Origin of the sequence: Francisella-like endosymbiont, assembly GCF_003069505.1 — a bacterium.
In the GTDB taxonomy this organism is placed as follows: Bacteria; Pseudomonadota; Gammaproteobacteria; order Francisellales; family Francisellaceae; genus Francisella.
In genome coordinates, this window is sequence record NZ_QAPC01000003.1 from 19,521 (window position 1) to 40,595 (window position 21,075).

Here is a 21,075-nt window from a genome sequence, read left to right on the forward strand (position 1 = left end):
ATTTATACTAAGAGTAGTCGGTAGTTTATGTGTGGAGTAATTGGAGTTGCTGGACCAGATCAGGTTAGCTATGAGTTATTTTATGGTTTAAGTCTTTTGCAACATAGAGGTCAAGATGCTGCAGGTATTGCAACTATGGATCAAGGACACTTTTTTATCCGTAAAAATACAGGGCTAGTAAGTGATGTATTTACAGATGAGAAATTAGAGAAGTCAAAAGGTAAAATGGGTATAGGTCATGTAAGGTACCCAACAGCAGGAAGCTTGGGTGCTGCAGATAGTCAGCCTTTTTATGTAAATAATCCTCATGGTATAGTTTTTGCTCATAATGGTAACTTAACTAATGTTCCAGAGCTTGCACAAATGCTTCATGATATTGAAAGACGCCATCTTAATACAAATTCAGATTCCGAATTATTACTAAACTTTTTTGCTTGTGGTATGAATAAATCAAAAGGTTGTCCAATTCCAGAGGCTGTTTATAAAGCATGTGAGTTTGTCTTTGAACATGTCAAAGGTGGCTATGCTTGCACAGCAATGATAGCAGATTTTGGTTTAATTGCTTTTAGAGATCCTTATGGTATTCGCTCACTTGTATTTGGTTTTAAAGAGTACGATAGTGGTGATAAAGCCTATATGATTGCTAGTGAGAGTGTTGCTTTAGATATTTCGGGATTTAAGGTATTGCGTGATGTCAAGCCTGGTGAGGTGATAATAATCACTGAGGATAGAAAGGTTTATTCTAAAATCTGTGCAAAAAATCCAGTATTAGCACCATGTCTATTTGAATATGTCTATTTTGCTCGACCAGATAGTATTATGAATGGTGTGAGTGTTTATCAAGCACGTGTTGATGCCGGCAAAATTTTAAGCAAGAGAATTAAAGATGAATGGAAAGATAAGGATATCGATATTGTTATCCCTGTACCGGAGACAGGTAGAGCTTCTGCTCAAGAGATTGCAACAGCACTAGGTGTAGAATACCGTGAAGGCTTTGTTAAGAACCGCTATGTTGGTAGAACATTTATAATGCCGGAATCAGTTGATAGAAAGAATTTTGTCAGAAGAAAACTAAATCCTATTCCAGCAGAATTTAAGGATAAAAATGTTGTACTTGTCGATGACTCTATTGTAAGGGGTACAACATCAAAACGCATTATAGAAATGATTAGAGATTTAGGTGCTAAATCTGTTTATCTTGCTTCGGTATCTCCAGCAGTTCGTTATCCAAATGTGTATGGTATTGATATGCCGATTAAGTCAGATTTAATTGCTCATGGTAAGACCCTAGAGGAGATTCGCCAGTGGATCGGCGTAGATGGGCTGATATATTTACCACTAGAGGATCTAAAAGAGATTATTCAACAGCAAAATCCTAAGATTAGAGAGTTTGAGGATAGTGTTTTCTCTGGTAATTATATTACAGGTGATGTTGATGATGCTTATCTAGATGTGCTAGAGAAACATCGTAAAGAGTTAAAAGAATTAGAAAAAAATACAAAGGGTTTGATAACTAATGATTAGGATTTTTAAAGGTTTAAGTGCATTATCTTCTTTTAGAAGAGAAAAAATTTTAGCAGATGCTAAAAAAATATCTATTAAAGTTGAGTCAATATCAGCGCAATATATTCACGTTGTTGAAATTGATCAAGAGCTTAACAGTAAGCAAGAGCAGATTATTAAATCTCTACTTAACTACAATAGAGAGTATGGTTTAGCTCAACCAAAAGGTCATACTTTTATTACGGTGCCAAGAGTTGGCACAATATCGCCGTGGTCTTCTAAAGCTACTGATATTATCCGTAATACGGGGATTAATGAGGTTAAGCGAGTAGAAAGAGTAGTTTTATTTGGTGTAGAGGGTCAAGTTTCTGCTACTGAGCTAAAGGAGATTGAAAACTTAGTTCATGATCGTATGGTTGAAGAGATTTTCTCATCAAAAGATGATTTACAATGCCTATTTGAAGCTAGAACTCCTAAAGCTTTAGAATTTATCAATGTTTTAGAAAATGGTCAGCAGGCCATCAAAGATGCTGATAAAAAGCTTGGTCTAGCACTCAGTGAACAAGAAATAGCATATCTATCAGCTGAATATGCTAAGCTAGGTAGGAACGCAACAGATACAGAGTTGTATATGTTTGCACAAGCTAACTCAGAGCATTGTAGGCATAAAATATTCAATGCTAAGTGGACAATAGATGGTCAAGAGCAAGATAAATCATTGTTCAAGATGATTCGAAATACAACAGAGAAATCTCCACAAGGAGTACTCTCTGCATACAAGGATAATGCTGCTGTGATAGAGGGTACGACAGCGCAAAGGTTCTACTCAAATACGCAAACAGGTATTTATAACTTCCACCAAGAAGAAGTTGATATCATGATGAAAGTTGAGACACATAACCATCCTACAGCTATTACACCATTTAGTGGTTCAGCAACTGGTGTTGGTGGTGAGATTCGTGATGAAGGTGCAACAGGTCTTGGTGCAAAACCAAAAGCTGGTTTAACTGGCTTTACAGTTTCAAACCTAAATATTCCAGGTTTTGAACAGGCTTGGGAGACTAGTAAGTATGGTAAGTCTAATCATGCGACACCGTTACAGATAATGCTAGAAGCGCCTATTGGTGGAGCACATTATTCAAATGAATTTGGTCGTCCAAACCTAAATGGCTATTTCCGTACTTTTGAGCAAGCTGCAAATACCTCTAGAGGTAAAGAAATATTTGGTTATCATAAGCCAATTATGATCGCTGGTGGTATGGGTAATATCAAAAGAATGCATGTTGAGAAAGGTGATATCAAAGTTGGTGCTAAGCTAATCTGTCTTGGTGGTCCAACGATGCGTATTGGTTTAGGTGGTGGTGCAGCATCATCAGTAGTTTCATCCGAGGCAAATTCAGATTTAGATTTTGCCTCAGTTCAGCGTGATAATGCTGAGATGGAGCGCCGTTGCCAAGAGGTTATTGATAGATGTTGGCAAATGGGTGAAAATAATCCGATTACATTTATCCATGATGTTGGCGCTGGTGGTATATCAAACGCGTTCCCTGAGCTTGTCAAAGACGGTGGTGTTGGTGGTCACTTTGAGCTTAGAAAAATAAATGTTGGTGAAGAAGAGCTTTCACCACTAGAAATATGGTCAAATGAATCGCAAGAGAGATATGTGCTATCAGTAGATCCTGAGTCACTAGAGATTTTTGAACAGTTGTGTCAAAGAGAAAGATGCCCATTTGCTGTGGTTGGTGAAGCTATTTCAGAGAAACATATCACCCTAAACGATGAGTATTTTGATAATAAACCAGTTGATTTACCAATGAGGTTGTTATTCGGTAATACGCCACAAATGCATATTAATGTTAAGACTGTTAAAATTGAGCAAGATGCTTTTGATACAAGTACTATCAAGCTTGGTGAGGCAATTGAGCGTGTGCTAAAAGTACCAGCTGTAGCTTCTAAATCTTTTTTAATCACTATTGGTGATAGAAGTATTACAGGTATGGTTGCGCGTGATCAGATGGTGGGGCCATGGCAAGTACCAGTTGCTGACTGTGCTGTGACAACTGCTACAGTAGATAACAAAGCTGGTGAGGCAATGGCGATGGGTGAGAGAACTCCAGTAGCTATTATAAATGCTGCTGCTTCAGGTAGATTAGCAATCGCAGAGGCTGTGACAAACTTATTAGCCGCGGATATCCAAAAACTAAGTGATATTCGTCTCTCAGCAAACTGGATGGTTGCTGCAAATCAGGGTGATGAAAACCAAAAACTATACGAGATTGTCAAAACAGTTGGCATGGAATTTTGCCCAGAGTTAGGTATCGCAATACCTGTTGGTAAAGACTCAATGTCAATGAAAACTAGGTGCTCAGATGACGGTCAAGAGAAATCTGTAACGTCACCGTTATCATTAGTCATTTCAGGTTTCTCACCGGTGGCAAATGCACGCAAGACTTTAACACCAGTTTTAGTTAATGATAGTGACACAACCTTATTACATATTGATTTATCAAATGGTGCTGGCAGACTTGGAGCTTCATGCCTAGCACAAGCTTATAAACAAATTGGTAATATCGCTCCTGATGTTGAGGCTTCTAAACTAAAAGTGTTATTTGAAAATATCACTAAGCTCAAAGCTCAAAATAAAATTTTAGCATATCATGATGTATCAGATGGTGGTGTGTTTGCTACGCTAGCAGAGATGTCATTTGCTGGGCGTAAAGGTTTAGATGTTCAGCTACAAACTCAAGATGTATTAGCTAAACTTTTTGCTGAAGAAGTTAGTGTTGTTATCCAAGTTAGAAATAGTGATGTGGCGCTAGTTGAAGAGTTGTTTAGAGATACCCAAATTCATCTGTGTGTAATAGCTAAGCTAAACTCTAGCGATGAGCTAAATATCTTTGTAAATGGTGAAAAAGTATACTCAAATATGCGTGTAAATCTACAAAGATGGTGGGCTGAAACTTCATATCAGATTCAGTCAATCCGTGATAATAGCGAATGTGCTAAGCAGGAGTTTGATAGTATTTTAAATACTGATGACAAGGGTATCCATGTAGAGGCTACTTTTGACATTGAAGAAGATATCACCGCAAAATTTATCAATGTTAAGAAGCCAAAAGTTGCAATCTTAAGAGAGCAAGGTGTCAACGGACAAGTTGAAATGGCAGCAGCATTTACAACTACAGGTTTTGAGGCTCATGATGTCCATATGTCAGATCTTCATGCTGGTCGTGTAATTTTGGCTGACTTCAAAGTATTAGTAGCCTGTGGTGGTTTTTCGTATGGTGATGTTCTAGGTGCTGGTGGTGGCTGGGCAAAAAATATCCTCTTTACAGAGAAGCTAAGAGATGAGTTTAGCAAATTCTTTGGTCGTGATGATACTTTAGTACTAGGTGTGTGTAATGGTTGTCAAATGCTGGCACAACTTAAATCACTAATCAAAGGTGCTGAAAACTGGCCGATATTTATCAAAAATAAATCGGAACAGTTTGAGGCTAGAGTTTCTATGGTTGAGATTCAAGAATCTGACTCTATCTGGTTTAATGATATGGCAGGCACAAAAGCGCCGATTGCTGTAGCTCATGGTGAGGGTCGTCCGCTATTTGAGAATGATGCTGAGCAACAAGCTATGTTAGCAAGTTCTCAAGTAGCTCTTAAATATATCAATGGACAAGGTCAGGCTACAGAGATGTATCCATATAATCCAAATGGTGGAGTAAATGGTCTAACAGCTGTAACAGCACTAGATGGTCGTGTACTTGCGATGATGCCACATCCAGAGCGTGTCTATAGGGCGATTACAAACTCATATATCCCAGCAGAATATAATGAGTATTCTGTATGGATGAGAATGTTTAGAAATGCTAGAAAGTGGGTTGGGTAGTGTTAAATTTTTCAAAGAGAGATTGGTTGATCGAAATTGCCCAAGTAACAATATTTTTAAATCGTTGACTCTACGATTTCTTTTTGAATGGAACTTTTATACTAATTTAGTCTTCGATTTGATTTGTGTTTGTTATATATTCGGAGGAAGCATATTATCGTATGCTATTCGTTTGTTGTGCAAAAAAATCTATAAGATAATTGACAAGTTTATATCAAGAATAATAACATCAATATGTTCTGATATTTCTTCTTTTAGCGAGTTACTAGGATTAATATTTGATTTTCTAAAAAGATTTGCAAACTCTTTGTAGTAGCTGGAATATTTTTTCTTATCTTGTTTGCTATATTATTATCAGCAATATTTTAGAAGTGTTTTAGATATTGACAAGAATATATTTCAGGGATCTTTTTCTAATAATCTTTATACTGTTAATGGAATATTTACATTACTACTTCCAAGCATAAAATGGCTTATTATATTATTTTTTTACCTGTTTAATTTTATTGATCTTTACTGGTATGTTTTTTGTTCCTGGAGCTGTTCTTGTAAAGTATGCTGATCAAAATGAAGATAGGTTATTTACTAAATATCTTGGTTAGTTATTATCTTTGTTTGCTTTAATTCCATTTACATGGTTTTTTGTAATGATATTTATTACACCTCTGGGTATAGCAGAATCTAATTCTCGAGATGACGCTGTTGATGAGGTATTCAGAGTTTTAGAAAAAAATATTGATGCTAAACTATTTTTTTACAGATCAAAGCTATAATTATGTTATTTATCCTAAAGAGAGAATCTTTTGTAGAACATTAATTAATCAGCTATTTTTTTCTTTAAAAGAGATATCTAATAAGAAACTTTTAGGATATAAATGTTTTAGGCTTGGAGATACTACTTTTCGTAAAGATATCTTAGAAAGAATTACTAAGGAAAAAGAAAAATCTAGACTAATCGAGTTGATAGGTGAAATAAGTTATCAAAAATTTAGTTAATAACTATAGTTAAGATCTTTATAGCTTAATAAATATGCTAAATACTAATAAGACACTTTAAAATTTGGTTTAAGGGTTGTTTGCATTTTGTTAAACACATTGAAATAAACTCTGAAGAGCGTGATGCTATAGGTTTTTAGTTTAAACTAGATTTGCAGAAATAGATTATTAATCTATTTCTGAGATTCTGAGATCGAGTCTGACGTAATGACATGCTACTTTTGATGTGGTTAAGCCTGATACAATGACGCCTATTGGTTTAGGGTTACATCTCTTCATCAACAGCAAGGGAATTCTTATGATCACAATCAAAAACGATATTTTATTGGTAGAAATTATCGAGTTAGGTGTAGAGGTTCGAGCAATTATAAATGCGACAACAAACCATGAGTATATGTAGTCTGGTGATAGTCGAGTGTGGTCAGGAGTTTTTCTTGTGTTGTTTCTAGTAGTTGGCAAATCTCATGATAATAAAATTAAATATTAAGGCAAAGAATACCTTATGGGTAATCATGGTTTAGCAAGACATACTGTATTTGATATTGTCATACATAGTGAAAATAGTGTTATCTTAGCAATGGAAACTATCACAGAAATTTGAAGTTACTTATACTCTAGAAGCTAATAAACTTATCACAGAATACAATATTATAAATCTTGATGAAAATGTTGCATAGTGTGGATTTGGAGCACATCCGGCATTTGCTTGTCCTTTTGATGGTAAACATCAGTTTAGTGATTATGACATAATATTCTCAGAGCAAAAGCTAGATTTTCATCCAATTACACTAGAAGCTTTTTATATAGGAGAAGCTAGGCACTTAAGCTATTTAAAATTGAGTTAGATAATTATACTTTTGATATGATGCTTTAGTGTATAGCGGCTTTACCAATAAGAAAGTTTGATTAGCTGGGAAAGGCTCGAAGAGTTATATAAAAGTAAATTTTGATGGCTTTGAATATCTTGGACTGTGGTCAAAACCAAAGGTAAATGTGCCGTATATGTGCATTGAGCCACGGTGGTGGTAGAAAGTGATACATTAGGAGTAGATGTTGATATTGAGTACCGTATTGGTAATGTTAAGATCCTACCGCAACAAAATTTTTCTCGCTCATATACTATAGAGTTTGAGTATTGAGATAGGTTTTTGAGTTTATCGAAGTACTCAATCAGTTTTTATTAGATTTATTCAACTGTCTTTATGAGTTATAGCTTGGAGTATTTTAAGATATACATTTGTTAATACAAAATTATTGTACTCAGGATTTTAAACGGGATAAGAGAATATATCGCCATTTCTTTTTTAACAGTTCCTATATCTTTTACAATTAATTTTATCAGTAACTATTTTTAGGCCTTTTTTCTTAAGGGGGTAACTGTGTCAAATATGATGTTTAAACAATTGTAATACTGATGATTATTAACTTCTATACTAGGAATTTGTTTATGGACAATTAATTTTTCTCTGACATCTCCATATTTCTCTTGATGTTGTAAGTTTATTTCGCTATTAAGTGGTAATTTTTCTGGTAATAAATAGTGTTTTGTTTATAAAAGTTATCTTCTATATCAATAAAGCCATTAGTAAAAATGAACCATCATTAATAGTATAGTGCATGCTGTATTTACCAATCAGTTGACCTTTTGAGTCAAGTATTTTGGTTGTATATAAGCATTTGGTTTTATTATTGCAGTTTTCTACTGTGATATTTAAAAAATCTCTTTTTTGATTATATATCTATTCTTTTATAGTGTGTTGTACCAACATCAGTTTGAGGTACAGTCACTACCTTTTAGCTCTGTGGCATAGCTCACAGATACCAAAGTGGTTATAAATGTAGATGTGGCTATAAGCTTTTCACACTATCTCCTTTTATAATTATCTAAACTGATCTTATCACAACTATAATAAAAATATGTATTTTTAGTTAAATTATTGTGGTTTAAGTTTAAAAACTATTAAGCCAATATTTTTATAGCAAATAACTCAAGTGAATTAGTAAAACCATGATGGCGTATTATTTATGAAATATGTTGACAATATGAGTCTATTTGAGAAAATTAAACTATATTTAAGTTGAATCAAATAGCTCATGATGTGTTGTCACGCTTGTGTCTTGGCTCATATATACTAAGTGTGCTTACAGATGTTTTATTGAATAAGGTAGTAAAATGATAAAAAGATATGACATAGCAGAAATCTCAAAAATTTGGGCAGATGAGAATAAATATGCAAAAATGTTAGAGGTTGAGCTTGCGATTTTAGAGGCACTTGAAGATAGAATGGTACCCAAAGGTACAGCTGCAGAGATTCGTGCAAAAGCACAAATTAGACCAGAAAGAGTCGATGAGATAGAGAAAGTTACAAAGCATGATATCATTGCATTTTGTACTTCTATCGCTGAACAGTTTAGAGCAGAGACTGGTAAGTTTTTTCATTTTGGTGTTACATCTTCTGATATTATCGACTCAGCTCTTAGCCTACAAATCCGTGATTCTATGAGCTATGTTATCAAAGATCTAGGGGCTCTTTGTGACTCTCTACTTGCGAAAGCTCAACAGACAAAAGATATCATCACTATGGGTAGAAGTCATGGTATGTTTGCTGAGCCGATGAGCTTTGGGCAGAAGTTTTTGGGAGCTTATGTGGAATTGAAGCGTAGACTAAAAGATCTAAAAGACTTCCAAAAAGGTGGTCTAACAGTACAATTCTCTGGAGCAGTTGGTAACTACTGTATATTAACTACAGAAGATGAGCAAAAAGCGGCTTATATTTTAGGCTTACCTGTAGAAGAGGTTTCTACACAAGTTATTCCTAGAGATAGGATTGCTAAACTTATATCTATACACGGACTTATCGCCTCTGCTATCGAGAGATTAGCTGTAGAGATCAGACATTTACACCGTAGTGATGTTTTTGAAGTATATGAAGGCTTCTCTAAAGGGCAAAAAGGCTCATCAACTATGCCACATAAGAAAAATCCAATTTCTACAGAAAATCTAACAGGCATGGCAAGAATGCTGCGTTCTCATGTTTCTCTAGCTCTAGAGAATTGTGTACTATGGCATGAGCGAGATATCTCTCACTCTTCAGTAGAGCGTTTATATTTGCCAGATAACTTTGGTATTATGGTTTATGCTCTGCGTAGAATAAAAAATACTATTGATAATCTAGTAATACAACAAGATATTATTGAAGATAGAGTTAGAAGTACTAGTGCTTATTTATCAAATTTTTACTTGCACTTCTTAGTAGCAAATACGCCATTTATGCGTGAGGATTGCTACAAGATTGTTCAGCAAGTTGCTTTTGATCTTAAGCAAGGGGAATTTTTCTCTAAGAAATTACAAGAAGTTATGCAATATGAGCATAATATTAGTTTGGATATCCCTGAGATGGATTTTGAGGGTATAAAGAAAACTTATCTAAAAGAGATTGATCATATTTTTGAGCGATCTATCAAAGCTTAGAATAGTATGAAAAAAATATCAATAGCGTTATTGTGTTGTTTTTTCAGTATTACACTATTTGCTGTTGCTAAACTTCCGCAGATATTATTAGCACTTTATTTATGTATGATGTCGCTAAATTTAACTATCAGGGAGTTTCGAAGTTAAAAGATATCGGAGAACCCCTAGGCCATTAGCAATTCAAAATACTAAAACTAAAAAACAGTAATAACATTTTGGCATCAGCAATTAGAGTATTCAGCATGTCAGCATCAGCGAAATGTCACATTACGCTATTTTATTTATAACGATGAAAATCCAAAAAGGATATATTTTTCAATAAAAGCAAAAAATGATCCTATACCTCTAAGTAAAACTATATTTGCCAGAACCTTCACCTCAGCACTACTAATGAATGATACACTAAATGATGTAGCTAAATACTTGTATGCTAATAATTGCTACATTTCTAGAGAGCAGTTGTCCAAAGATGTTAAATTTTATGTTGCTTCTGGACTTAATCATGTGTATTTGTCTTCAGATAACAAAAAAGTTAAGGTATTACAGTGGTATGAGTTATGGAGTGTTGATGCGTGTGGGCAAAATTATAGTTTTCTAATTACTTTACAGGAGATAGTGCTGGAGGGACTTACTGGAGTATTGCTAAAGCTAATATTACTAAGCTTACAAAATCTTAATATTTTTAAAACGCATCAGAAGCAGACATTACAAAAATCTAGATTATACTAAAAAGTTATGAATCTAAAGACTTTGTATCTCTTACTATCCCTGTTTTAGTGGAAACTTTGGTAAATCTAGTTGGTGTAAGCTTGTCGATAAGACCAGTTATATCGTTGATAACGATTTTGTTTATTTTATTAACGACGGTTTTTTGTCAGAATCTTTCAAATAAAGCTTATTGAGGATATCCAAAGAAAAGTTTTTGTTGAAACTATGCTAAGGATAATATTTGTTATTATAGAGTCGATTTCAATGATTTTATAAAAATTAATGTTAGAGAGAAAATCAATAGAGCCTTTGAACTGAAGTTTTTACAAAAGATCTTTTTATAAAAGTCGGTTTCAGTAATATTTATAATCCTACTTGATATATTCTTACAGACACTTTTTTGTTTATAATCCGATGTTTTTAGTCTTTGATATATTGTTGATTACATACATTGTATTAGCTATTTTTATCTCCATGAGAGCTGGTTATGAGCCAGGTCTAAAAGAATCAAGTAATATTCTATGATATCGTTTACTGGTTTGAAGAGAAAACTGCTGAGTTTTTATCATTTAGACAGCGTCTAGAACATAGCTCAGTTAAAAAAGTAGATGCTAAATTATGTAACTATTTAGCTGTTAGAGCTAACTTCTTTAGCGTAATATTCAGACAACATGTTTATATTGATTTGACATATATCTTTATTAATATCTTACTTTTAGGTATTGATAGTTATCTGATAATTAATGGTCAACTATCAATTGGTCAGCTTATTGCTGCAGAAATACTTGTAAATATTGTGCTATTAGGGTTACTGAAATTTAGTCAATATCTTTATGATTATTATGGTTTTATGGTAGCAATCTGTAAGATTTTAGATCTTCTAGAGATTTCTAAAAAAGATCAGCCAGCATCTGAGCATAAAACTGCTATATTAGAAAATCAGATAAGCTCATTAGAAATAATTTTATCAACTTCACAAAAATCGTAATTTGACTATACTACTCAAAGTCATTTTAATAATCTCTGCCTGACGACACAAGAAGTACAAAAGTTGTTAAATGATTTTTTTGATGATAATTCAGAAGAGATTATTAAGATAAATAATGTTTGTTTGAGTAATTATAGTAAAGAAGAAATTTGTAATAACATTCATATAGCTAATGGTATAGAAGTTGTCGCGGGTACGGTATTAGATAATTTATATGAAAATGATTTTTCTCAAGAAAAATTGAAGTATTTAAGCGATTTGCTCGATGCTTTTGGTGTTAGTTTCCTTGAAAAATATTTTGAGAAGGAGATTGATTTACAGACTATCAAATATAATCTAGAATTTGATACTATGGTTGTACTTAAGATGAACTTGATAATGGCTATTCTAAAACAGCCTAAGTTGCTAATACTAATTGATTCACATGGTTTAACTAATAGAAGTAAAATGATGATTACGCAGATATTACAGAAAATAGCAGTACCAACATTAATTATATCTATTCAGTAGGAGGCTTTTGATGCAGTTAAAATCTTATGAGATGTTCAAGAAGGATCCTAGTTTTAGGAAGATAGTTTTTCTAGTGTTACTAAGCATCATCGTAGTAGGTGTTGTCTTAGCGATGATTCCATTGCAACAGACAATCGATGGCTATGGTTATGTTACAACTCTTTCACCATTTGAACATCAACAGAGAATATATCTGCATCAATTGGAGGTAGACTAGGGAAGTGGTATGTCTTTGAGAGTGATTCAGTCAAAAAAAGGTGATCCAATCGTTGAAGTTCTAGACTTAGATCTAGAAGTTGTCTCAAGACTAGAAGCAGAAAAAGCAGTAATTGAGCTTGGTATAAAATCTGTAAAACTAGCGATAAAAAATGCTAAAAATAATATTGAAAGACATACGTATTTTGTTAGTAAAGGAGCAAGTACACAAAGATTATACGAACAAGCTCAAATGGAGATGATAAATTATACTAAAGATCTAGCTAAAGCAAATGTTGATTTAGCCAAAGTTAAAGTACAAATCGCGCGTCAGCAAAGCCGTTTGGTTAAGGTTCCTACAGATTGTGATAGTTGATTGTATCCATGGTTTAGGAGGTGTAATCGTCAAAGACACTGATATATTAGCAACAATCGTCTCTGATAGTAAATCACGTATTGTTGAGTTATGGATAAATAGTATGGATGTACCATTGGTTAAGGTTGGCGATAAAGTGATGTTGCAATTTTAATGGTGGGCTACAGTACAGTTTAGTGGCTGGCCGCAAGTTGTTATTGGTACTTTTGAGGGAGAAGTTATATTTAACTTACCACAAAATAATGCTCAATGGCAGTTTAAAATTATTTGTTAAGCAAGGTGGTAAGCGAGAGTGGCCATCTCCAGATGTATTAAGGCTAGGAACAAAAGTACATGGTTGGGTATTGCTTAATAATGTTAGCTTAGGTTATGAATTATGGCGCATGTATAATGTTTTCCAATCAATTTAAACAGTAGTCAGTTACATATAGGTATCAAAAAGAGCCACCCAGTTGAAAAAACAATAACTATAAAAGAACAGGTACAAAATCAACCCTCAAATATAAAATAGCGATTGTAAATCTTTCTTTATCTTAATGAGTATTTTATAATCTAATGGATATTTATTTCAAACGATTTATTTTAGGTGTTTAAATGGATAAAAAAATAGTAAAACATATTGCTAAACTATCTTGTTTTGATTTGACTGAAGAGCAGTTAGAGCAGTATACCGAAGATCTTACCAATATCTGTAAGATTCTAGATACAGTCAGAAATTTCGATACTCAGGGAGTCAAACCAATGATATCTCCGATTAGTGTTAATTTTAAATTTCGTGAAGATATACCTCAAGATCAAGATAATCGTGCAAGTTTTGATAAATTTGCTTGTGAAATTGTCGATGATTACTTTATGGTGCCACAGGTTGTTAAATAGGGTAAGCAATGTCATATATTAAGAAATTAAGAGCTAGATTAGATAGTGGTGAAGTAACAGCTGTTGAGCTAACTAAGCAGTATCTAGCAAAAATAAAAGAACAAGATAAGAGTATAAATTCTGTAATCACGCTATGTGAAGCAGAGGCTCTCAAAGAGGCAGAAGCAGCAGATAGTATAATATTTCAAGGCAAACAAATACTGTTAACAGGTATTCCTATTCTGCATAAGGATCTTTTTTGTACGAAGGGTGTAAAAACTACAGCTGGTTCTAAGATGTTAGATAATTTTATTGCACCATATGATTCAACAGTAACAAAAAACTGTAAAGATCATGGTATGGTTACTTTAGGCAAGCTAAATATGGATGAGTTTGCTATGGGCTCAACCAATGAGCATAGTTACTATGGAGCTGTTAGTAACCCTTGGGATTTAGATAGAGTGTCTGGAGGATCTTCAGGTGGTTCAGCTGCGGCAGTTGCTGCAGGCTTTGCTCCAGTAAGTACAGGTTCAGATACTGGCGGATCTGTGAGACAACCTGCGAGTTTTTGTGGTCTTACAGCAATGAAGCCTACTTATGGTAGTACATCAAGGTTTGGTATGGTAGCGTTTGCATCATCTTTTGATCAAGCGGGGGTTTTTGCCCACTATGCTGAAGATGTCGCAATTATGTTAGATGCAATTGCTGGTGAGTGTCAGTTTGACTCTACTTGTGTTGGCGTTAAACAAAACCATTTTACCCAAGATATACAAAAAGATATCTCAGGTCAAATAATTGGTATTGATGAAAGTTTGATCAAAGACCTACCAGAGCAAATCCAACAAGCAGTAGCGATAACACTTAAAAACTTTGAGAATTTAGGTGCCAAGATAAAATATGTAAAAGTTCCAGATTTAAAAGAAGCTTTATTAACTTACTATATCATCACTCCAGCAGAAGCGGCAGCAAACTTGGCTAGATATGATGGTGTTCGATATGGTTATCGTAATCCAGAAGCTAGAGATTTAGATGAGTTATATAGAAAATCTCGTACAGATGGCTTTGGTGCAGAGGTTAAGCGTAGAATTATGATTGGTAACTATGTCTTAGCATCGAGCCAGTATGATTCTTACTATAATAAGGCTCAGCAGTTGCGTAAAGTAATGACAGATCAAATTAACGAAATATTTACGCAAGTTGATACTATCTTTATGCCAGCATCTCCAAGCGAAGCATTTAAAAAAGGTGATAAGCTAGATCCAGTTTCGGCATATTTATCTGATATCTACACTATTTCTGCTAATATCTCAGGTTTGCCAGTTATTGCTTTTCCTATTGGTTTTGCTAATGGTTTACCAGTTGGTGGACAGCTTATGGCTAAAGCATTTAATGATAATATCTTGACTCAGATGGTGGTACAATATCAAAAACATTATGGTATTGAAGAATTTATTTTAGAACAAGCGAGGATTTAATAGTGAATTGGGAAATGGTAATAGGACTAGAGGTCCATATTCAATTAAGTACTAAATCTAAGCTGTTTTCGACTTCTGCAACAAAGTATGGGCAGCATCAAAATACCCAAGCAGCATTTTTAGACTTAGGCTTGCCTGGAACATTGCCAGTGGTAAACAAAGAGACAATTCGTAAAGCAGTAATATTTGGTTTAGCTATAGATGCTAAAATTTCAAAAGATAGTTTCTTTGCGCGAAAAAATTATTTTTATCCGGATTTGCCAAAAGGTTATCAGATTAGCCAATCGACTAATCCGATAGTCCAAGAAGGTAAACTAGAAATTGAGACTTCAAAGGGGATAAAAATTATCAGAATAGAGTGTGCACATTTAGAAGAAGATGCTGGTAAGTCTGTTCATGGTTATGTCGCTGGTGAGACAGGTTTAGATTACAACCGTGCTGGTACGCCACTTTTAGAGATTGTGACATATCCTGATTTTAGATCAGCAGAAGAGGTTATTGCTTACCTTAAAAAACTTCATCAATTGGTTAAGCATTTAGGTATCTGTGATGGTAACATGCAAGAGGGTTCATTTAGATGTGATGTAAACTTGTCTATCAGACCACAGAGGCAAGCAGAGTTTGGTACGCGTGCTGAACTTAAAAATATAAACTCATTTAGGTTTATTGATAAAGCTATCGAGTATGAATATGCTCGTCAAGTTGCTGTGTTAGAGTCAGGAGGTGAAGTTGTGCAAGAAACGCGACTTTATGATGCAAATGCTAATGAGACGCGCTCAATGCGTGCTAAACAGGATGCTTTTGATTATCGTTATTTCCCAGACCCAGATTTACTACCATTGGTGATAACCGATGAGTATATTGAAAGTATTAAAAAGCAAATGCCGCTTAAACCAGAAGAACGTGAAGCAGTGTATCGTGAGCATTTGGTAGATCAAGAAGTTGAGTTTTTGTTATCAAATCTTGAGATAGCTGACTATTATGATCAAATAACAGTTGTGATAGGGCACAAGCCAGCTTATAACTGGATAACAGTTGATCTAATATCAACTCTTAATAGAGCTAAAAAAGAGTTCTCTGTTGATGTGATTCCCGCAGAGATTCTGTTAGAGATTATTGCTAATGTGCAGAAAGATGTTATCTCACAGGCTAATGCTAAAAAAGTTATAGCTGAATATATTGACTCAGCAGCTTCTGTTGAAGCTATTATTGAAAAGCTAGATTTGAAGCAAGTATCTGATGAGGGTACGATTCGAGAATTGGTCCAAGGCATAATTGCAGCTAACCCTCAACAAGCAGATGACTTTAAATCTGGTAAGACTAAGCTTATGAGCTTTTTTGTAGGGCAGGCTATGAAAGCAAGTAAAGGTAAAGCAAACCCTAAGCAAGTTAATCAAATAGTTCAAGAAGAGCTAAATAAAGTAGGAAAATATAATGAATACAAGTAAATTTTACTATGAACTTATGAAGCTAAATGTTTTAAGTAGTAACTATGTTGATGATAGTTATAAAGCAGCGTGGCAAGGGAATGTCTATCCTTTTTTTCATGATAGCAAATATGAGTTTCATTATGAGGTAGCTAAATACTTTGATAGAGCAGATGAGAAAACTATTGATAAGTTATGTTCTCTACTAGATGATTATGTTGATGAAAGAGCAGACTTTACTAATTTCGAAGCAAAAGTCGAAAAAGTTGTTGGAAAAGGTAATGTTTACTATGTTCTAAATTATATTTTTAGAGCTGGTCAATATAAGAAACTTTTAGCAAATATTAGGCTAAATAAAATTCATTTTAGTCAACATTTTATCGATCGTTTTGAAGCTGGTGGATATTTTAATTAATAGCTCTTAATTTTCTTTAATTACAATTTTTTTCCTAAATATTCTTTAGCAATGTATCTAAAAAGTGCTTTGTGTACTTGATATATAAACTCTTTGGCGTTATCACAGAGTTTACCAGTTTCAGCAGCTAAAATTGCATTAGTAATACCTGGAGTTAGAGGTATTTTACTCATATCTATTTTGCTAGAGGTACTATTGCTAGAGCTTCTTTATAGTAGTGTTGGCTCAGGATTTGAGGTTAACAAGCCTTCATAGAAATTGCTCATAGACTGATTGTTAAGTTGGTAAGCAAAATATCCACCACTCCAGCAGCTTTGTGTGGTTTTGTTTGGATCTGTCAAAGTTTGGTATTTTTTATTTTTAATATTTTGTCATTTTATTTCTTATAAGAATAAAGCATTGTTAATTCTTTTAAAGCTAACCAAGAAGTCCTTCGCGATAAAAACTTAAAGCAACCCTTTAAAACTGGTTTTGAAGGGTCAAAGTTTTAATATCGGTGATAGTTGAGCTTAAGTCAGCTTTTATTAGGCCAATTAATTCAAGTGACTCTATATTAAGATGAGTTTTGTTTTTTGGAGTTGTTCGGTATGCATTTTAAATCCTCATAATAATGATAACGAGTATCATTTTTTTTATAAAAAAAGTAAAATACAATTTTTTATTGCAAAAATTAAATAAACGGCTATTGACACTATATAATAAAAATAAAGTTGGTAGGATTGGTTTGAAATCCTGAGTTTAAAAGCTTCAGAAAAAGTCATTCTGATATTCCAAACAGTGATTTTCAGAGTTTATTGATGTTGTATAGTTTTTTAGAATAGTTTTAAATTATGATTATTGATTTATTTTTTTTCGCTACATGACTTACACTTAACATGAATATTAAGGCTATGATCAATCATTTCAGCACCAAACGATTCAACAATTTGCTTTTGCAGAGCTTCAATTTCTGGACTATAGAACTCTTGTATCATATTACACTTAATACAGATTATATGATCATGATGTTCGCTCTGATTTAACTCATACATTACTTGCTCATTGTCAAGTTTTAAACGATTTATTATCCCTGCTGACTCAAACTGGTTAAGTACTCTATAAACTGTAGCAATTCCTGTTGAGCTACCCTGTGCTTTAAGTTTAGAAAAACCTCATCAGGACTGAGATGTTTGTCTTTGTTTTTTCCAAACAATTTAAGTATTTCAACACGAGGTTGTGTGACTTTAAAACCGAATTCTTTTAAATCAAGATTTTTCGAGGTCATTATTTTAGATAATTTTATAAATTCTAACGTAAAGATTATTCGAAAAGCTTAACTATGTAAAGGTTTTAGACAAGGAGTTTTGAATGATTAAATATTTTCTAATAATATATGCCCAGTTTAGCCGATCAATAAGCTATAAATAAACTCATCAACTTTGTACTTAGGATCTAATTATGCTATTATTACCGCACTAATTGTTTTTATCATCGTTTTTCTATGAGTACAAGTGTTTATGAGCAATTCGCACCTATATTGATATTCCTAATTATAGCTTTTGGTTTAGGTGCTGCTTTTGCAATTATTGGTAAAGTCTTATCAGTAATAGTAGGTGCAAATAATCCAAATAAAACCAAAGGGGAAATATTTGAATGTGGTTTTCCAACTTTTGGTGATGCAAGAGAGAAGCTTGATGTGCGTTTTTATCTGATCGCAGTATTATTTTTGGTTTTTGACTTAGAGTTGGCATTTATTATCCCATGGGGAATAAATCTAAGAGCTAGTGCAGGGATGCCAGCTATTTCAGATCACGCATTTTTTGCGATGATTATATTTTTAGTGATACTATTCTTAGGCTTAATATATGCTTGGAAGAAAGGAGCTTTAGAGTGGGAATAGGTAACGAAAATAAAGGTTTTATAACCGCAAGTGCAGATGCACTTATAAACTGGGTGCGCACAGGATCTTTATGGCCAGTAACAACTGGCTTAGCTTGTTGTGCTGTAGAAATGATGCACGCAGGAGCTGCTAGGTATGATTTGGATAGGTTTGGTATAATTTTTAGACCCTCTCCAAGACAATCTGATGTACTTATTGTTGCTGGTACTCTTTGTAATAAAATGGCTCCAGCACTACGCCAAGTGTATGATCAAATGCCTGACCCTAAATGGGTAATTTCTATGGGTTCTTGTGCAAATGGTGGTGGTTATTACCATTACTCGTACTCGGTAGTTAGAGGCTGTGATAGGATTATGCCTGTTGACATATATGTGCCAGGTTGTCCGCCTACTGCTGAGGCTTTAGTTTACGGTATTATACAACTGCAGAATAAGATTATTAAAAAAGATACTATAGCGAGGAAGTGATCGTGAGTGCTAAATTACAAGATCATTTTGATAATATAACAAGGATTTTAAGTGGCTTTGGTGTTGAAATTTGTATAGCTTATGGTGAGATAACAGTTGCTATCAAGGATCAGCGCGATATCCATTTGATTTTGGAAAAACTTAAAAAAGAATATCTTTTTGAGCAGCTTACAGATGTAACAGCGGTTGATTATTTAACTTATGGTCAATCAGACTGGCAGGTTGGTAAGATTGTTTCACAAACAGGTTTTTCTAGAGGGCGTCAGCAAGATTTCAAAACTGCTGATGTAAATAATAGATTTGAAATTATTTATCAGTTACTAAGTATGGCAAGTAATGTCAGAGTTAGAGTAAAGTGTAAATTAAAAGATACGCAGATTATTTTAGTTGATTCTGTCAGTGACTTATGGTCATCAGCGAATTGGGCTGAAAGAGAAGTCTACGATATGTTTGGGATTTACTTTAATAATCATCCTGATCTAAGAAGGGTGCTTACTGATTATGGTTTTGTTGGACATCCTTTGAGGAAAGATTTTCCACAAACCGGTTATGTTGAGATGCGTTATGATGAGAGTCTTGGTCGAGTTGTGTATGAGCCGGTAGAGATTGATGATAGGGTTAATACACCAAGAGTGATTCGTAACTAAATATAACTATGGGTTTATAAAGTAATGGCAGAGTATAAAAACTATACACTAAATTTTGGCCCAGTTCACCCTGCAGCGCATGGTGTTCTTAGGCTTATTTTAGAACTTGATGGTGAAAATGTTGTGCGAGCTGATCCACATGTTGGATTATTGCACAGAGGTACCGAAAAACTTGCTGAATTTAAACCATATAACCAAAGTATTGGTTATATGGACAGGCTTGATTATGTCTCGATGATGTGTAATGAGCATGCTTATGTGATGGCTATTGAAAAGCTTTTGCAGTTAGAGGTTCCAGAGAGAGCTAAGTATATTCGCGTAATGTTCGCTGAGATTACTAGGATTTTAAACCATCTGCTATGGGTTGCTGCTTGTGGTATTGATCTTGGTGCAATGACGGTATTTTTATATGCTTTTAGAGTCAGAGAGGATTTGTTTGACTGCTATGAAGCTGTATCTGGTGCGCGTATGCATGCGGCATATTTTAGACCTGGTGGTGTTGCTAGAGACTTACCAACACAAATGCCACAATACCAAAAAACTAGATTTACTAGTAAGAGAAAGGTAAAGAAGCTAAATAAGCCAAGGCAAGGAAACATGCTTGATTTCTTAGATTATTTTGTTGTTGATTTTGAGAAGTCTTTAGATGAGATTGATACTCTTTTAACCGATAATAGGCTATGGAAGCAAAGGACTGTGGATATCGGTACGGTAAGTGCTGAGAGAGCTAAAGAGCTTGGTTTTACTGGTCCAATGCTAAGAGGAAGTGGTGTTGCTTGGGATCTTAGAAAAACTCAGTCTTACGAAGTGTACGATAAGTTGGAGTTTGATATTCCAATTGGTGCAAATGGTGACTGTTACGATAGATATCTTGTCAGAATGGCCGAGATGCGCGAGTCAAATAAGCTTGTCAAGCAATGTGTTAATTGGCTTAGAGCCAATCCAGGCCCTGTATTATCAGATAATCATAAGGTCACACCTCCTAAGAGAAATGCGATGAAAAATAATATGGAAGAGCTTATACATCACTTTAAACTTTTCTCAGAAGGTTATTGTACTCCTGAGGGCGAGGTTTATGTTGGTACTGAGCATCCAAAAGGTGAGTTTGGTGTATATATCAAATCAGATGGTGCGAATAAGCCATATAGATTAAAAATGAGAGCTCCAGGATTTGCACATATTAGTGCAATGCATGAATTATTATCTGGGCATATGTTAGCGGATACTCCAGTGATTATCTCAACAATAGATGTCGTGTTTGGTGATGTAGATAGATAGA

At 34.2% G+C, this 21,075-nt stretch carries 13 protein-coding genes and 6 pseudogenes; 16 read left to right on the forward strand and 3 right to left on the reverse strand.

All coding sequences use genetic code 11. The features are described from left to right. Nucleotides 1-27 precede the first annotated feature (27 nt). The 12 genes and pseudogenes from purF (at nucleotide 28) to C9379_RS05720 (ending at nucleotide 16,803) form a co-directional block, all read left to right on the forward strand. Nucleotides 28-1,517 (forward strand): annotated as a pseudogene (gene purF, locus C9379_RS05665) (amidophosphoribosyltransferase). Further along, nucleotides 1,517-5,386, forward strand: coding sequence for a phosphoribosylformylglycinamidine synthase (gene purL / locus C9379_RS05670; protein ID WP_143385450.1), 3,870 nt, complete (start codon nucleotides 1,517-1,519; stop codon nucleotides 5,384-5,386). Before purF ends, purL begins: the two are co-directional and overlap by 1 nt. 738 nt (nucleotides 5,387-6,124) lie before the next feature. Beyond that, entirely contained in the window at nucleotides 6,125-6,382 is a 258-nt protein-coding gene (locus C9379_RS05675) for a hypothetical protein (RefSeq protein WP_143385449.1), read from the forward strand. Nucleotides 6,383-6,680: 298 nt separating this feature from the next. After that, nucleotides 6,681-7,521: pseudogene (locus C9379_RS05680) on the forward strand (aldose epimerase family protein). Nucleotides 7,522-8,555: 1,034 nt separating this feature from the next. Beyond that, nucleotides 8,556-9,854, forward strand: a complete 1,299-nt coding sequence (gene purB / locus C9379_RS05685) for an adenylosuccinate lyase (RefSeq protein WP_143385448.1) — start codon at nucleotides 8,556-8,558, stop codon at nucleotides 9,852-9,854. Nucleotides 9,855-10,244: 390 nt separating this feature from the next. Next, nucleotides 10,245-10,583: a hypothetical protein gene (locus C9379_RS05690; protein ID WP_318263500.1), complete on the forward strand. Its 339-nt coding sequence runs from the start codon at nucleotides 10,245-10,247 to the stop codon at nucleotides 10,581-10,583. A gap of 20 nt (nucleotides 10,584-10,603) precedes the next feature. After that, nucleotides 10,604-12,060, forward strand: a pseudogene (locus C9379_RS05695) (ATP-binding cassette domain-containing protein); the annotation flags it as partial. A 10-nt stretch (nucleotides 12,061-12,070) separates the two neighbouring features. After that, nucleotides 12,071-13,142 (forward strand): annotated as a pseudogene (locus C9379_RS05700) (HlyD family secretion protein). Nucleotides 13,143-13,225: 83 nt separating this feature from the next. Next, nucleotides 13,226-13,507, forward strand: coding sequence for an Asp-tRNA(Asn)/Glu-tRNA(Gln) amidotransferase subunit GatC (gene gatC, locus C9379_RS05705; protein ID WP_143385447.1), 282 nt, complete (start codon nucleotides 13,226-13,228; stop codon nucleotides 13,505-13,507). A gap of 8 nt (nucleotides 13,508-13,515) precedes the next feature. Further along, the gene (gene gatA / locus C9379_RS05710; protein WP_143385446.1) at nucleotides 13,516-14,961 is read left to right on the forward strand and encodes an Asp-tRNA(Asn)/Glu-tRNA(Gln) amidotransferase subunit GatA; all 1,446 of its coding nucleotides are present in this window, start codon (nucleotides 13,516-13,518) and stop codon (nucleotides 14,959-14,961) included. 2 nt (nucleotides 14,962-14,963) lie between these two features. Next, nucleotides 14,964-16,409, forward strand: a complete 1,446-nt coding sequence (gene gatB / locus C9379_RS05715) for an Asp-tRNA(Asn)/Glu-tRNA(Gln) amidotransferase subunit GatB (protein ID WP_143385445.1) — start codon at nucleotides 14,964-14,966, stop codon at nucleotides 16,407-16,409. After that, entirely contained in the window at nucleotides 16,396-16,803 is a 408-nt protein-coding gene (locus tag C9379_RS05720; protein ID WP_143385444.1) for a hypothetical protein, read from the forward strand. Before gatB ends, C9379_RS05720 begins: the two co-directional genes overlap by 14 nt. A 20-nt stretch (nucleotides 16,804-16,823) precedes the next feature. On the opposite strand, the gene C9379_RS05725 is transcribed toward C9379_RS05720, so the two are convergent. The 3 genes and pseudogenes from C9379_RS05725 to C9379_RS05730 all read right to left on the reverse strand — a co-directional run bounded on the left by C9379_RS05725 (nucleotide 16,824) and on the right by C9379_RS05730 (nucleotide 18,067). After that, complete coding sequence (locus tag C9379_RS05725) at nucleotides 16,824-16,976, reverse strand: hypothetical protein (protein ID WP_318263499.1); 153 nt, start codon at nucleotides 16,974-16,976, stop codon at nucleotides 16,824-16,826. Nucleotides 16,977-17,192: 216 nt separating this feature from the next. Then, nucleotides 17,193-17,396: pseudogene (locus C9379_RS08870) on the reverse strand (rhizoferrin biosynthesis protein FslA); the annotation flags it as partial. A gap of 249 nt (nucleotides 17,397-17,645) precedes the next feature. Next, nucleotides 17,646-18,067, reverse strand: a pseudogene (locus tag C9379_RS05730) (Fur family transcriptional regulator). Nucleotides 18,068-18,283: 216 nt separating this feature from the next. On the opposite strand from C9379_RS05730, the gene ndhC reads away from it, so the two are divergent. The 4 genes from ndhC to C9379_RS05750 are packed head-to-tail and all read left to right on the forward strand — an operon-like array spanning nucleotide 18,284 to nucleotide 21,074. Continuing rightward, entirely contained in the window at nucleotides 18,284-18,682 is a 399-nt protein-coding gene (ndhC, locus tag C9379_RS05735) for an NADH-quinone oxidoreductase subunit A (RefSeq protein ID WP_143385443.1), read from the forward strand. Beyond that, nucleotides 18,673-19,149, forward strand: coding sequence for a NuoB/complex I 20 kDa subunit family protein (locus tag C9379_RS05740; RefSeq protein WP_143385442.1), 477 nt, complete (start codon nucleotides 18,673-18,675; stop codon nucleotides 19,147-19,149). Before ndhC ends, C9379_RS05740 begins: the two co-directional genes overlap by 10 nt. Before the next feature lie 2 nt (nucleotides 19,150-19,151). After that, nucleotides 19,152-19,796 carry an NADH-quinone oxidoreductase subunit C gene (locus C9379_RS05745; protein WP_318263498.1) on the forward strand — a complete coding sequence of 215 codons (645 nt, stop codon included), beginning with the start codon at nucleotides 19,152-19,154 and terminating at the stop codon, nucleotides 19,794-19,796. Nucleotides 19,797-19,820: 24 nt separating this feature from the next. Next, the gene (locus tag C9379_RS05750) at nucleotides 19,821-21,074 is read left to right on the forward strand and encodes an NADH-quinone oxidoreductase subunit D (protein WP_143385440.1); all 1,254 of its coding nucleotides are present in this window, start codon (nucleotides 19,821-19,823) and stop codon (nucleotides 21,072-21,074) included. Nucleotide 21,075: the final 1 nt, after the last annotated feature.